Below are 14,226 nucleotides of genomic sequence, written 5' to 3'. Positions count from 1 at the left end.
AACGGGACGCGGACCAGAACTACTGGGTCCGCAGATGGCTCAACCAGCGCTGAGCAACGGACCCGGAGACGATCGTCGAGACCACACGGCATGTGGTTTCCCGCTCCATTGTGGCCGGTTCTGAACGGACGTCGGGCGATGCCCGTACTTGCCGACAGTTTCACTGCTGCGCGTCGCGCGGCCGCGAGAGGGAGGTCACCGGTCATGGCGCTCACGCTCTACGTCGACCCCGTGCGCTGGAGGGCGCATCAGGATGTGGTGACCCGGCAGTTCCCCGGGATGGTCCCGGTCGTCAGGGGCAACGGATTCGGCTTCGGCCACGAGGCGCTGGCCGAGGAGGCCATGCGCCTGAACACGGACGTCATCGCCGTCGGTACGACCTACGAGGCGGCCCGGATGAAGGATGTGTACAGCGGAAGGGTTCTGGTCCTGTCGCCGTACTGGCGCGGTGAGCAGGCCCCCGCGCTGCCGGGGCGGGTGATCCGTTCGGTGTCCTGCGTCGAGAGCCTGCGCAGCCTGAGGGGAGCCCGGGTCGTGGTCGAGGTGATGAGCAGCATGAAGTCGCCGGGCGTCAGCGCCCACGACCTGCACCTGCTCCGGTCCGGAGTCGAGGACGTGAGTCTGGAGGGGTTCGCCATCCACCTGCCGCTGAACCGGACCGGCGGCCCGGACGCCGCAGGGGAGGTCATCGCGTGCATGGAGCGACTCCGTGCCGCGGGTCTTCCCCTGCACACGATGTTCGTCAGCCATCTGGGGGCCGAGCAACTCGACCAGGTGCAGACGCAGTTCCCCCACACGCGCATCCGCGCCCGCATCGGGACCCAGCTGTGGCTGGGCGACCAGGAAGCCACCCAATTCCGGACGTCGGTCCTGGAGGTCAGGCAGGTCGTGAAGGGGGAGCGCTTCGGTTTCCTGCAGGGCAAGGTGCCCTCCGACGGCTGCCTGGTGGTCGTCTCGGGCGGTACCTCGCACGGGGTGGGCCTGGAAGCCCCGAAGGACCTGCACGGTGTGGTGCCCCGGGCCAAGAACGTGGCCCGGCTCGGTCTGGCCACCGCCAATCACCACCTGTCGCCCTTCGTCTGGGCGGGCAGACGGCGCTGGTTCGCGGAGCCGCCGCACCTGCAGGTCTCGGTTCTCTTCGTCCCGCAGGACGTCCCGCAGCCGACGGTGGGCAGCGAACTCGTGGCGCGCCTGGGGCACACCGTGACCCACCCCGACCGGGTCGTCGACTGCTCGGCCCAGGCATGGCCCGCTCCGTCCGACGCCGGTATTCCCGACCCCGTCCCGTTTGACTCCGCCGCCTTCGACCGAGCCTGTGAGGTGGTCTGAGACGGCGGGCCACGGCAGGCCAGGGAACGGCAGGCCAGGGTACGGCAGAGCAGGGAACGGCAGACCAGGGCCACGGCAGACCAAGCCTGACCGCTCCTGGCGGCAGATGCTGGCCGCCCACCGGGGAATGGCCCCCGGTACCGGTGCCGGTGTTCTAGCCGGGGTGCCGACCGGGGCCAGGGTTCGGGTCGCGGGCGGCGGTCAGTGCGTGCTCGGCGTCCGCGAGGGCCTGGGCGCGGTCCGTCGACCGCCGCCAGGTTCCCCGGGCCCTGAAGGGAAGGTCGCCGACCACGGTCACATCATGTCCACCCTCGATGAGCAGTGTCAGCGCGCGCTCCAGCATCGCCTTGGCCGTGCTGTCCATGCCGGTGACGCGTTCGAGGTCGAGGACGACCCCGCCCGGCGCGCCCACTCTCCGCCGCTCCAGGGCGAACAGCACCCGCTCGGCCGCGGTGAAGTCCAGCTTGCCCTGAGCCGCGATCAGGGCGATCCGCCCGCTGCTCGTGGTCGTCGACAGCATCACCGTCGGGGCGCCCGGCGCGGCATTGTGCATCAGATGCAGCCCGAAGCGCTCGGACAGCTCCCGCAGCGCCGCGACGCCCCGGACGGGATTGCCGGCAGCATCCAGCGGAGGGCTGTGGAGGGCGATCCCGAAGCGGGCCGGACTGACGGCGACCAGCCCTCCGGACACCCCGCTCTTGGCCGGCAGTCCCACGTGCAGCATCCAGCTCCCGGCGGCGTCGTACATCCCGCACATGGCCATCACCGACAGCACCTGAAGGGCCACCGGCTCGGGAACGACACGCTCTCCCGTCACCGGGTTCGTGCCCCCGTTCGCCAGGGTGGCTCCCATCACCGCCAGGTCGGTCACCGTGGCCCGTACCGAGCACTGCCGGAAGTAGGTGTCGACCGCCTGGACCGGATCACCCCGCAGCACACCGGTCCCGCGCATCAGATACGCCAGCGCCCGATTGCGGTGACCCGTCTCGACCTCGGAACGGTAGACGTCCTCGTCCACGTACAGGGAGCGGCCGGCGAACCGTCCGAGACACTCCAGGATCCGCGAGAACCGCTCGGCGGGGCTGGTGGCCGGGACCAGGGCCGTGACCGCGATGGCGCCGGCATTGATCATCGGGTTCGCGGGCCGGCCCGTCACCGCGTCGAGGCTGATGGCATTGAACGCCTCACCACTGGGCTCGGCTCCGACACTGCGCCCCACATCGTCGGGACCCAGCTCTGCCAGCGCGAGGGCGAGGACGAAGGGCTTCGTCAGGGACTGGAGCGTGAACGACACGCCGCACCGTCCCGCGCGGTAGCCGTGACCGTCCATGCTCATCAGTGCGAGCCCGAAACAGTCACGGTCCGCGAAGGCCAGCTGCGGGATGTAGTCGGCGACCCGGCCGTCGGACAGGGACCCGTAGCGACCGTGCACCTCCGCCAGAGCCTCGGTGACGACGTCCACGCCGCTCCGGGAGGAACTCATGGCGCTCCTGGCCCATGGAGAACCGGGCCACGGAGAACCGGGCCACGGAGAACCGGGCCACGGAGAACCGGGCCACGGAGAACCGGGCCACGGAGATCCGGGCCCGCGAGCTCCGACTCGGGCTGGAGCGGTGGCGCGGCCGCACGGAGGCCGGATCGTCGGATGGTGGTGCGTCCCATGACGTCTCCTGGCGGCGGGACCTCCATCCTTCCTCTCCGCAGGCTTCTCCGCAGCCCGGGGAGTGCCGGCCGGGTCCATGACCAGGCCGGCGCCCGCTCATCCGTTCGAGGGATGCGGCTCGCGGGATGTCTCGCCGTGCTGGGAGCCGGGACTGCGGTCACCGGCCATGAACGGCCGGGAGACAACGGTGACGGCAACGGAGACCGCGGCGATGGCGGCGATCGTGGGGCCGGCGGCGAGGTGCTGGGCGGCGCCACCGGCGATCGCGGCGCCGAGGCCCTGCCAGGTCATCCGGCCGGCGGATTCCACGCCCTGGACCTGGCCGCGGACGGGATCAGGGGTCAGCGCGAGCAGCTGTTCCTGCAGGGGCAGCGTGGCGGCGAAACCTGTGCCGGCGAGGAACACCGCCGCTGTCGCGACCAGGACGGGAGGGTCGATCGCGAACAGCAGGTAAGGGACGGCGAGCAGCAGCCGCAGGGAGAAGGCGTAGCGGCGTCGCTGCTCGGCGCTGAGGAGGCGTCCGACGGTCAGGTCCCCGAGGAGCATGCCGGCCGACCCGGCGGCCAGGAGGATGCCGGCGTGGTCCGGATCGTAGGAGAGGAACAGGGCCTCGCAGCCGACGATCAGGCCGTTGGGAACCCAGAGGTTCACCAGCAGCGCCCGCCGGCCGGGGCGGGAGAAGAGCGCGGCGTTCGTCGTCCAGGTCTGCCGCAGTCCGGGGCGACGGGTCAGCCGGATCGAGTGTTCCCTGACGGTCGTCGTCACCACGGCCAGCCCGAGTCCGGTCAGGACCGCGGCGACGACGAAGACCCCTTGCGGGCTCAGGTACCGCAGCAGGACGGCGCCCAAGGCGTAGCCGAGGACGGCCATGCCACCCGATGTGATGTTCATGAGTGAACGTGCCAGCGCGTACGCCGAGACCGGCACGACCTCGGCGAGCAGCCCCATCCGCGTGCCGGTCCCGAGGGACTGGAAGAAACCGAGCCCCAGGAGCAGGGCGAACCGGGCGGCCAAGGGCAGCCCCGGGACGGCCTGCGCGGCGATACCCAGCAGGGAGATTCCCTGGAGCGAGACGAGGGTCCGGCGAGGTCGGCGTCCGTCCGCGACCGACATGAGCGTCAGCGCACCGAACACGGTCGCGAAGGTGGCGCCGTACATGCTGACGGCCGTCAGGAACGGGGAGCGGGTCTGCCGGTTGACCATGGTGCCGAGCGCGAAGCCCGACACGGTGCTCGCGGCGACCGTCAAGGTGAAGCCGGCGTAGAGGCCGGCGAACTCTCTGTTGCGGAGCAGGGCGCGATAGGAGGTGGTGGCGGGTGCCGTGGGCGCGGAGTTGTGAGAAGGCATGAAAAAAGCCTCCGGGCGCGCGCACTGGGCGCCGCCGAAGGCCAACCCGCTCATTCTAGCGGACTGCTGGCCTGCTGGACCGCTGGATTGCCGGACTGACCGGACTGACCGGACTGCCGGACTGCCGGACGGCCCGCGGGGCGTACCCCGCGGGCGCACACGTACACGCCCGGTGTGGTGGGATCAGCCGCGCCGCAGGAACATCACGACAGCGACGACGATCACGATGAGCACGACGGTACCGAGACCTATGTACATGCGAGTTTCCTCTTCCCTGTGGCGAACGATGGGCCGCGGCCGCCCTTCCCGGCCGCCGCGTTGCCCCTGTTGACCGCGTACCCCGCTTTCCCTGCTTAAACGTGGGGATGCCGTTCACGGCGGATCCGGAGAGACCGGTCGATGAGCCCGGCGGTCGGCACGCGAGTTGCCCGTTCACACCCCTTGGGCACCCGATTCATACCTCCGGGTGAGGGGAACGGTCTTCGGGCCGGCCGCCGGCCGAACCTCTCTAACGTGACCTGCACGATGGCGGGTCGTCGGCGGGCAGCCGCGTTGTCTCATGCAGGGGGTGCGGGGTGCAGCACATGGCGTCGCTGTGGCGGCGTTTGCAGTACCGGTTCGACAATCTGGTGTCACGCAGCACTCCCGCACTCATCGGCTGGCTCACGCTCGCCTGCTTCGGCGCGGTCGTCCCGGTGAGCGTGGTGCTGGTGTGGACCGATCGCCGGCCCCGAGTACGTTCTCCGGCCGGCTCGAGGCCGTATGGGTCAGCGTCGGGCAGACGCTGAAGATCGGCGGGGCGGTCGGATCCCCTCTGTACGTACTGGCGTCCATCCTGCTGGCGCTGGTCGCTCTGCTGTTCGTGTCGGCGTTGGTCAGTCTGATCACCACGGGGATCAACCAACGCATCCTGGAGCTCCGCATGGGCCACTCCGCGGTACTCGAAGCGCGGCACACCGTCGTACTGGGCTGGTCCGATCCCGTGTTCTCCGTGATCGCGGAACTGGTGACGGCCAACACCAACCAGCGCCGATCCACCGTGACCGTCCTCGCCGCCAAGGACAAGGCGGAGATGGAGGAGGAGATCGGCGCCCGCCTCCGCGCCACCGGCACCACCAACATCGTCTGCCGCAACGGCTGCACCACCGACCCGGCGGTTCTGGCCAGGGTCAGTCCGCAGACCGCGAAGGCCATCCTGGTGCTGCCGCCCGACGGGGACGACTGCGACGCCCACGTCGTGAAGACCCTGCTCGCCCTCAACGCGCTCACACCGGAGACCGGCGACGCCATCGTGGTCGCCGCGGTCCACGACGCCCACAACCACCTCACCGCCACGCTGGCCGCCGGACCGCGCGGACGGGTGCTGGCCATCGACGACATCATCGCCCGCCTCGTCGTCCAGACCGCCCGCCAGCCCGGACTCTCCCTCGTCTACGAGGAACTCCTCGACTTCGCGGGGGACGAGTTCTACACCGTGGTCGCTCCCGCACTGGTCGGACGCACCTTCGGCGAGGCCCTGCTCGCCTTCTCCCACTCCTCGGTGGTCGGACTGCTGCGCGCCGACGGCATCGCACTCAACCCGAACCCCGGCACGACCATCACCGCGAGCGACCGGATCATCGTCATCGCACAGGACGACGACACAGCCGTCGTGGCGGACGCAACCAACTGCATCGACGAGGAAGCGATCGTCACGGCCAGCCCCCGGCCACCCACCCCACAGCGGCTCCTCATGCTCGGCTGGAACCGTCGCGGTCCCCTCATCCTCGATCAACTCGCCCTCTATCTGGCCGCCCCGACCAGACTCGACGTGGTGGCACTCGGAGACGAACCGGCGCTCGACGGCATCCATGACATGGCAGATGCGCCGCAGCACCTCGATGTGACGTTCCACAGCGCGGACACCACGGACCCGCGCGTGCTGGGGCGGTTGGACGTGCTCTCGTACGACAGCGTCATCGTCATCGGAGACACGGGGCACGCGTCCCCGCCCCCCTTCGTCACCACCCGGGCCCCGGAGGCGGACGACAGGACGCTGGTCACGCTGCTGCATCTGAGAGCGATCGAGGAAGCCACCCACCAGGAGATCCCCCTCACCACCGAGATGTCCGACGACCGCAACCGGCTGCTCGCGCCGGTGCGTGCGGGCGCCGACTTCATCGTCAGCGGGCGCCTCATCAGCCTCCTGATGACGCAGATCTCGGAGAGCCCCTACCTGGCCGACCTCTTCGACGAACTGTTCAGGGCGGAGGGGAACGAGCTCTACCTCAAGCCCGCGGGCGACTACGTCCGGGCGGGGGAGGGGGTCACGTTCGCCACCGTCGTCGCCTCAGCACTCCGCCGCCATGAATGCGCCCTCGGGTACCGGCTGCGCGCGCAGGCCGCCACGGGGCCGACGTACGGGGTTCGGATCAACCCCGACAAGCGACAACCCGTGCGCTTCACGCGGGACGACTGGGTGATCGTGCTCGCGGAGAGCTGAAGGAGCCGGGATCCGCCGAACCGTCCGCCGTCACCTGCGGGACAACGGGCGGCCGGTGACGGTGCCGGCGGTATTCTGGCCGTCGGCCGGGGAACGGCCTTCGTCACTCGGCACGTTGTGGTTCAGGGGGCGATCATGGGAATCGAGTTGGAACTGCACTCCCGGCGGCCTGCGCGGGGCAGATCATCCACGACCACCCTTCTTCGACGGTCCCACGAGCACGGCGAAGCGCTGGCACGGGCGCTGGACCCGTACGACCCGACGGGCCCGGGCAAGCTCGCCCGGGTGGACCCCTACGGCGACACGCTGTTCAACGAGCAGGAGGCGGAGGTCGCGCTCCGCGAGGTCGCCGCCCTGTTGCCGCAGTGCGCGGACGGACCGCAGAGAGCCGCCCTGCAGGATCTCGCGGAGCTGCTCGCGGTGTGTGCGGCAACACCGGGCAGCTATCTGTGGTTCATCGGTGACTAGAGCCTCTCCTTGATCGGTCGGTGAAGCGTGGCGGGGCTGGTTAGTCTGCTGCGATGACGAGCAATGAGCTGATCGTTGACCTGCGCGGTCGGCTGATCGCGACCCTTGACGACTTCTGGGACGCGGTGAGCGAGCCGTGCGGGCTGCCGACGTGGTTCGGCCGCAACCTGGACGCGTGGTCGGACACGATCAACAGTCGGGGCATCTCTGAGGTGATCGACAGCCACGACACTCTGATCGTGCACGTCGATCAGCAAGGTCTCTTCGACGGGAACCAGCGGGAGGCCGAGATCCTGGCCGGCATCTTCGACGGAGAGCAGAATCGGCTCGTCGTCCACGGGCCGGCCTGATCATCTGGCCCCGGCGCTGATCAGGGGTGTTCGTGACGTACAGGTCGGCCTGCACCGCGAGCGCCTCCAGGAGGACGTGGGCCTTGGAGGGCCACCAGCGGTAGATCGTCTGTTGGTCGGAGCGCCGCGCGCGGACGAGCCCGCGTAGCCGACCGGTCCAGTCGGAGATAGTCGACCGGTCGTACACTCGCTTCATGGGACGGACCAGCGACGCCAGGGAGAAGATCCTCAGTGCCGCGCAATCGCTCATCGAGCTGCGCGGTTACTCGGCCTTGGGCGTGGCCGAGATCTGCAAGGCGGCCGGGGTGCCGAAGGGCAGCTTCTACTACTTCTTCGCATCCAAGGAAGCGCTCGCCCTGGCCGTGCTCGACGAGCACTGGGCCGGCCAGCAGGCGACCTGGACGCGCATCCTGAACAGTGCAGCGGAACCGCTGCAGCGGCTGCGCCGGCTCTTCGAGGAGACGGCGGCCGGCCAGCTCGCCGGGCAGCAGAGCTGCGGCACCGTGTCGGGCTGCCTGTTCGGCAATCTCACTCTGGAGATGAGCAACCAGACCGAGGCCGTCCGCGAGCGACTGCAGGAGATCTTCGACGCTCAGGTCGGGATGGTCGCCGCGGTCATCGCCGAGGCTCTCGAGCGCAAGGAGGTCACCGTGATCGACACCCGGGAAGCCGCACGGTCGGTGGTCGCCCAGCTCGAGGGGCAGGTGCTGTTCGCGAAGCTCTACAACAACACCCACCGGCTCGGCCCTCTGTGGGCGAACTGCCTGGCCCTGCTCGGTGCCCGCCCGCCGCGGGAGGCCGTGGCCGGCATCTGACGCCGGGGGCCGGAGGGCTCGGCGTCGGGGGGGGGGGCTCGCTGTCCGCCCGTGACGTCGTCACTGGCCGCGCCAGATGTTGTCGAAGGCCGCATCTTCGATGCGCCGCCGCTGCCGTACGCCTTCCAGCTCCGTCGCGGCGCCGTGGACGGCGGCCAGCACGGTCACGACCGCGTCATCGGTGAGGTCGGCGATCTCCTCGGTCGGCTTGTCCTGGATGCCCACGGCCGCCGCGAGGCCGGCGAGGACGGGCTCGCCCGACGCCCAGCGCTCGGCTGCGTGGCGACGGGCGGGTGAGTCGGTCAGTGCCGCCGGGCCGGTCCTGAGGGGAATCCAGTGGTGGCGCGGCCGGGCCGCATCGCCTTCGGCCTCCAGAACGGCGCGGTAGGTCGTGGCCAGGCCACGGCCCCGGCGCCACAGCCAGTCCTCGACGGTCTCGTACGGCTCCTGGCGGGTGATGGACGAGGCCGCCTCGTCCAACAGGCGATCACCCGGAGTCCGCTGTGGGCCGGGCAGGATGCGCTCGCCGTCCAAGGTGAGGACCTCGGCGTCGACGAGGTCGATCAGTTCGGCTCCCGCGAGCGCCAGCGACAGTTCGCCCTGCTCGACGGGACGGCTGGACGCGACGTCCATGGTGATGATCAACAGGTCCCGCGGAGTGGTCATGACGGACTCCACATCAGAAGCATCGGTGGCTTCGGCGGCGGTACGGTGCCGGAGGGCCGGCCTGGCATCAGGGGCGAGAGCGGCCCTCCGGCCGCCGCTGCGCTCCCTCACCCACCGAGTCTGCCCGGGTCCGGGGTGGATTCGCCGCTGCGGACGGACTTACCTGGGAGGCATGTCGCACCATCACCAGGTTGTGCCGCTCGCCGATGCACCGCGTGGCGGCACCCGAGCCACGGGGGTCACCGGGTGGCGTCGGTTCGGCCCGGGTCGTTGGGGTGGGGCTCCAGCGCGGTGACGGTGAACGTCATCCACGGGTGCAGGGGGAGTGTGCCGAGCACCTTCTCGTGGAGCTCGTCCTCGTCGGCGGCCCGCCAGATTCCGATGCTGCGCAGCTCGCCGACCGGGCGCCACAGCCGCGCCAGGTTGCCGGTGGCGGCCAGTTCCCGGGCGTGGACGGCCTCGGCGGCGCGCCGCCGGTCGACCTCGTCCTGGCTGGTGCCCTCAGGGACGGTGGTGGTGATCTCGACGAGGAACTCTCGCATGTCCATCCCCTCATCGTCCGTCAGCCACCAGGGCGGCGCCACAACCGGCGTCCTCCCTTCTGGGAGGCCTGGACTCCCACCGGCGTAGCATGACGAACATGGAGCTGCGCCAATTGCGGTACTTCGTAGCGGTCGCCGAGGAGCTGAACTTCGGCCGGGCCGCCGAGCGTCTGCTGATCGCCGGTCCCTCCCTGTCGCAGCAGATCAAGACGCTCGAACGGCACCTGGGGGTGCGGCTGTTCGACCGCGACCGCCGCTCCGTGTCCCTCACTCCGGCCGGCTCGGCCCTGCTCCCGCACACCCGCGCCCTGCTGGAACGGGCCACGGACCTCCAGCGGCGCGCAGTTCAGCTGTCCGGCTCGGAACCGGTGCGGCTCGGCTACGTCAACTGGCTCCCGCCCGATCTGACCGCCCGGGCCGCCGCGGTGGCCCAGGTCCACATCGACGCGTGGATCGCCCCCTCGCACACCCAGGCCGCCCGGGTCGCCGACGGCAGTCTGGATCTCGCGGTGTGCTGGGTGCGGACCGACGACCTGGAACACCGTGGCCTGAGCGCCCGGCTCATCGGCGCCGACCGGCTGTACGCCGTCGCCGCAGGCGACGACACGAGCACCGTGGACGCCCGTGACACCGTCGTCCTCCTCGACGACGACACCACCTCCTGGTCGTCCTGGAACCGCTATGCCGAGCTGCTGGCCCGGGACACCGGGGCCCGCGCGGTACGCATCTCCGACGGCGGCATCACCGGGCCCGGGTTCTTCGACCATGTGCGCCGCAGCGGCCGCGCGGTCATCAACTGCCCCAAGGGCCAGACCACCCCGCTGCCACCCGATCTGGTCCAACGCCCGGTCGGCGCGCCGGAGATCTACTGGACCTGGTCCCTGGTCCGGCGCGAGAGCGAGGACCGTCCTGCGGTTCTCGCCCTCATCGACGCCCTCTGCGAGGGCGTGGGCGACCTCGGCCTCCACGCCGTGGGCGCCTGGCTGCCCGCTGGAGACCCGCACCGGCACTAGGGCCTGTCGTCTGGATCTCCGCGGCGTCGCGGTGTCCAGCACGCACATCTGCCGCGTTGTCGTCGGTCGACGACGCTCCGCGTCGCCTCCCTCCTCCGCCTTGCAGCTGCACGCACCGGACACCGCTCCTTCCCCCACGGAGATCCAGACGACAGACCCTAGTGACCTGAGTCGGAGGTTTGGCGTTAGTTCGGTATGAGCCGTCCGGGTCCGAAGATTCCGCCGTTGTTACTGACTGAGCCCCAGCGGGCCGTGCTGGAGGGCTGGGTGCGTCGGCGCACAACCGCGCAAGCGTTGGCTCAACGGTCGCGGATCGTGCTGGAGTGCGCGGACGGTCACTCGATCATGGAGGTGTCCCGTCGTCTGCGGATCGCTCCGGACACGGTCCGCACCTGGCGGCGGCGCTTCCTGGAGAACGGCTTGGACGGCCTGTGTGACGAGCCCAGGCCGGGTGTCCCGCGGAAGATTACCGACGCGGATGTGGAACGAGTGATCGTCAGGACGCTCGAGGAGACGCCGAAGAACGCAACGCACTGGTCGACCCGTTCCATGGCCGCAGCCACGGGCATGTCGCAGTCGACGGTCTCAAGGATCTGGCGGGCGTTCGCCCTGGCCCCGCACCGCTCGCAGACCTTCAAGCTTTCGACGGACCCGTTCTTCATCGACAAGGTCCGCGATGTCGTCGGCCTCTATCTCGATCCGCCGGAGAAGGCCCTGGTCCTCTGCGTGGACGAGAAGTCGCAGATCCAGGCCCTGGACCGGTCACAACCGGTGCTGCCGATGATGCCCGGCGTTCCAGAACGCCGCAGCCACGACTACATTCGCGCCGGCACCACGACGCTCTTCGCGGCACTCGAGGTCGCGACCGGCAAGGTGATCGGATCACTGCACCGCCGCCACCGGGCCATCGAGTTCAAGAAGTTCCTGGCCAAGCTCGACAAGGAAGTCCCGGCCGGGCTCCAGGTGCATCTGATCCTCGACAACTACGCGACCCACAAAACACCCGAGATCAAGAAGTGGCTGCTGGCCCACCCGCGCTTCCACCTGCACTTCACACCCACAAGTGCGTCGTGGCTGAACCTGGTCGAGCGGTGGTTCGCCGAGCTCACACAGAAGAAACTCAAGCGCGGAGTCCACCGCTCCGTCCAAGCCCTCGAACGCGACGTCCGAACCTGGCTGGCCGACTGGAACGACCAACCCCGGCCCTTCATTTGGACGAAGACCGCTGACGAGATCCTCGACAAGGTCGCCGCCTACTGCCACCGAATCTCTGACTCAGGTCACTAGGTGTATCTGGGCTTCGCCGGCGCCATCGCCCCGCTGACATGCGCTGGAAGGCTGCGCCTATCAGGAGGGAGAGAACCGGTCCTGGCCGGGGCCGCGTGGACCTTTGACGCCATCGCGCCGACCCGTCTACGGTCAAATAGTCGACCGGTCGGTTAGTTCGGGTCGACCGGAAAACCCACCTCATCGCGGAGAAGGTCATCATGAGCACTCACGACCAGAAGGTCGCCGTCATCACCGGAGCCTCACAGGGGATCGGCGCCGCACTCGTCGACGCCTACCGCAAGCTCGGCTACGCCGTCGTCGCCACCTCGCGCACCATCGCTCCCTCCACCGACGCGGGCATCCTGACCGTCCAGGGCGACATCGCCGACCCCGCCACCGCCGAACGCGTCATCGCCGCCGGCGTCGAGCGATTCGGCCGGATCGACACCCTCGTCAACAACGCCGGGCTCTTCAAGGCCAAGCCCTTCACCGAGTACACCCAGGGCGACTACGCCGCCATGACCGGTGTGAACCTCACCGGCTTCTTCCGCATCACCCAGTTGGCCGTCGAACGCATGCTCGCCCAGGGCGGTGGCCACATCGTCAACATCACCACCAGCCTGGTCGACAACGCCGACGCCAACGTCCCCTCCGTGCTGGCCTCGTTGACCAAGGGCGGCCTGCAGTCCGCCACCAAGTCCCTCGCCATCGAGTACGCCACGCGCAACATCCGTGCCAACGCCGTCTCGCCGGGCACCATCAGGACCTCCATGCACCCCGAGGAGTCCTACGCGGGCCTCGCCGCGCTGCAGCCGGTCGGCCGGCTCGGCGAACCGGGCGACATCGTCGACGCGGTGATCTACTTGGAGAACGCCCCGTTCGTCACCGGCGAGATCCTCCATGTCGACGGCGGCGTCAGCGCCGGCCACTGACCCGCTTCCCTCGGCAGGAGAGCCCTGATGAACAGCACCACTGACAGTGCAGCGATCCTGCGCGGCGTCCTCGACCGGTGGAAGGACGCCGTCGACCAGCACGAACCGCAGCAGGTCGCCGGCCAGTTCACCGACGACGCGATCTTCCAGGGGCTGCACCCCTACAGCGTCGGAAGGCCGGGCATCGCCGCCTACTACGACTCCCAGCCCATCGGGATGACGGCGGCCTATCGGATTCTTGAGACCAGACGACCTGCCGACGACCTCGTCCTCGGCTACCTGAGTGTCGACTTCTCGTTCACCGACCGGGCCACCATCAGCGTCAACCTCGGCGTACTGGTGCGGCGCTCGGAAGAGGGCTGGCAGATCAGCCACTACCAGGTCTCGCGGCTCGAGTAGGAGATGTCGCCTTCTGCGGCGGCCCGCGTCAAGGGACGCCGGCCGGACGGCTCAGCGGATCTCGTTGATGCGGATCAGGTTGCCCGCGGGATCCCGGATGGCGCAGTCGCGCACGCCGTAGGGCTGCTCGGTCGGCTCCTGGATGATCTCGGCGCCGGCCTGCAGCCGCTCGAAGGTGGCGTCGAGGTCGGGGGTGGCCAGCGTGATGATGGCGTAGGTGCCCTTGGCCATCATCTCGGTGATGGTGCGGCGCTCGTCGTCGGTGATGCCCGGGTCGGCGGCCGGCGGATGCAGAACGATGGACGTGCCGGGCTGGCCGACCGGGCCGACCGTGATCCAGCGCATCCCGTTGTACCCGACGTCGTTGCGGACCTCGAAGCCGAGGAGGTCGCGATAGAACGCCAGCGACGCGTCCGGGTCGTCGTGCGGGAGGAAGCTCGAGTGAATCGTGATGTCCATGGCAGTCACGCTAGCCGCGGTCCGAGGAGCCCGCTTCTCGATTCCGGATGGGCCTCGTCACCTGCTTCACCACGCACGACGGCATCCCCGCCGTCGCGCGCGCGGCGTCGCGCCGGTAGGTGCTGGGCGGCACACCGACCAACTCGGTGAACCGCGTACTGAAGGTGCCCAGCGATGAACAGCCGACCGCGAAACAGACCTCGGTGACGCTGAGGTCCCCCCGCCGCAGCAACGCCATCGCCCGCTCGATACGCCGCGTCATCAGATAGGCGTACGGAGACTCGCCGTAGGCGAGCCGGAACTCGCGGCTGAGGTGCCCGGCCGACAGGTTCACGCCGCGGGCGAGCGCCAGGACGTCCAGCGGCTGCGCGTACTCCCGGTCGATCCGGTCACGGACGCGGCGCAGCAGCGCGAGGTCGCGCAGCCGCTGCGCCGCGGTGGGTCTGCTGGTCACGTCAACGATCGTGCCACAGCCGACGTGTCCGCGAGGGC

15 protein-coding genes are annotated in these 14,226 nt (G+C 69.6%); 9 read left to right on the top strand and 6 right to left on the bottom strand.

Annotation, left to right across the window (positions count from 1 at the left end; all coding sequences use genetic code 11):
• The first annotated feature begins 204 nt into the window (after positions 1-204).
• The gene (locus LNW72_RS03030; protein ID WP_250973882.1) at positions 205-1,329 is read left to right on the top strand and encodes an alanine racemase; all 1,125 of its coding nucleotides are present in this window, start codon (positions 205-207) and stop codon (positions 1,327-1,329) included.
• A gap of 154 nt (positions 1,330-1,483) precedes the next feature.
• On the opposite strand, the gene glsA is transcribed toward LNW72_RS03030, so the two are convergent.
• The gene (glsA, locus tag LNW72_RS03025) at positions 1,484-2,812 is read right to left on the bottom strand and encodes a glutaminase A (protein WP_250973881.1); all 1,329 of its coding nucleotides are present in this window, start codon (positions 2,810-2,812) and stop codon (positions 1,484-1,486) included.
• Positions 2,813-3,088: 276 nt separating this feature from the next.
• Entirely contained in the window at positions 3,089-4,339 is a 1,251-nt protein-coding gene (locus tag LNW72_RS03020) for an MFS transporter (protein WP_250973880.1), read from the bottom strand.
• Between the two features lie 712 nt (positions 4,340-5,051).
• On the opposite strand from LNW72_RS03020, the gene LNW72_RS03015 reads away from it, so the two are divergent.
• The 4 genes from LNW72_RS03015 to LNW72_RS03000 all read left to right on the top strand — a co-directional run bounded on the left by LNW72_RS03015 (position 5,052) and on the right by LNW72_RS03000 (position 8,454).
• Complete coding sequence (locus LNW72_RS03015; protein WP_308401875.1) at positions 5,052-6,821, top strand: TrkA C-terminal domain-containing protein; 1,770 nt, start codon at positions 5,052-5,054, stop codon at positions 6,819-6,821.
• A gap of 135 nt (positions 6,822-6,956) precedes the next feature.
• Positions 6,957-7,289 carry a hypothetical protein gene (locus LNW72_RS03010; RefSeq protein WP_250973879.1) on the top strand — a complete coding sequence of 111 codons (333 nt, stop codon included), beginning with the start codon at positions 6,957-6,959 and terminating at the stop codon, positions 7,287-7,289.
• Positions 7,290-7,342: 53 nt separating this feature from the next.
• Entirely contained in the window at positions 7,343-7,639 is a 297-nt protein-coding gene (locus LNW72_RS03005; RefSeq protein ID WP_250973878.1) for a barstar family protein, read from the top strand.
• A 194-nt stretch (positions 7,640-7,833) separates the two neighbouring features.
• Complete coding sequence (locus tag LNW72_RS03000) at positions 7,834-8,454, top strand: TetR/AcrR family transcriptional regulator (protein WP_250973877.1); 621 nt, start codon at positions 7,834-7,836, stop codon at positions 8,452-8,454.
• Positions 8,455-8,514: 60 nt separating this feature from the next.
• Here LNW72_RS03000 and LNW72_RS02995 read toward each other — a convergent pair whose 3' ends face one another.
• Positions 8,515-9,120 carry a GPP34 family phosphoprotein gene (locus LNW72_RS02995; RefSeq protein ID WP_250973876.1) on the bottom strand — a complete coding sequence of 202 codons (606 nt, stop codon included), beginning with the start codon at positions 9,118-9,120 and terminating at the stop codon, positions 8,515-8,517.
• A gap of 239 nt (positions 9,121-9,359) precedes the next feature.
• Positions 9,360-9,662: a muconolactone Delta-isomerase family protein gene (locus LNW72_RS02990; RefSeq protein WP_250980001.1), complete on the bottom strand. Its 303-nt coding sequence runs from the start codon at positions 9,660-9,662 to the stop codon at positions 9,360-9,362.
• A gap of 89 nt (positions 9,663-9,751) precedes the next feature.
• Between LNW72_RS02990 and LNW72_RS02985 the strand changes: the two genes are divergently transcribed.
• The 4 genes from LNW72_RS02985 to LNW72_RS02970 all read left to right on the top strand — a co-directional run bounded on the left by LNW72_RS02985 (position 9,752) and on the right by LNW72_RS02970 (position 13,275).
• On the top strand, positions 9,752-10,675 hold the full coding sequence (locus LNW72_RS02985) for a LysR family transcriptional regulator (protein WP_285369218.1): 924 nt from the start codon (positions 9,752-9,754) through the stop codon (positions 10,673-10,675).
• 195 nt (positions 10,676-10,870) lie between these two features.
• Positions 10,871-11,962 carry an IS630 family transposase gene (locus LNW72_RS02980; protein ID WP_250973875.1) on the top strand — a complete coding sequence of 364 codons (1,092 nt, stop codon included), beginning with the start codon at positions 10,871-10,873 and terminating at the stop codon, positions 11,960-11,962.
• A gap of 200 nt (positions 11,963-12,162) precedes the next feature.
• On the top strand, positions 12,163-12,876 hold the full coding sequence (locus LNW72_RS02975) for an SDR family oxidoreductase (protein ID WP_250973874.1): 714 nt from the start codon (positions 12,163-12,165) through the stop codon (positions 12,874-12,876).
• Positions 12,877-12,903: 27 nt separating this feature from the next.
• Positions 12,904-13,275, top strand: coding sequence for a hypothetical protein (locus LNW72_RS02970; protein ID WP_250973873.1), 372 nt, complete (start codon positions 12,904-12,906; stop codon positions 13,273-13,275).
• Between the two features lie 51 nt (positions 13,276-13,326).
• Here LNW72_RS02970 and LNW72_RS02965 read toward each other — a convergent pair whose 3' ends face one another.
• Together LNW72_RS02965 and LNW72_RS02960 are read right to left on the bottom strand one after the other, a co-directional pair.
• Positions 13,327-13,734, bottom strand: a complete 408-nt coding sequence (locus tag LNW72_RS02965) for a VOC family protein (RefSeq protein ID WP_250973872.1) — start codon at positions 13,732-13,734, stop codon at positions 13,327-13,329.
• A 10-nt stretch (positions 13,735-13,744) separates the two neighbouring features.
• Positions 13,745-14,188, bottom strand: coding sequence for a helix-turn-helix transcriptional regulator (locus LNW72_RS02960; RefSeq protein WP_250973871.1), 444 nt, complete (start codon positions 14,186-14,188; stop codon positions 13,745-13,747).
• Between the last annotated feature and the right edge of the window lie 38 nt (positions 14,189-14,226).

This window comes from Streptomyces sp. RKAG293 (assembly GCF_023701745.1).
Taxonomy (GTDB): Bacteria; Actinomycetota; Actinomycetes; order Streptomycetales; family Streptomycetaceae; genus Actinacidiphila.
The sequence above is the reverse complement of the archived record's forward strand: the minus strand, read 5'-3'. Positions and strand labels throughout refer to the sequence as shown.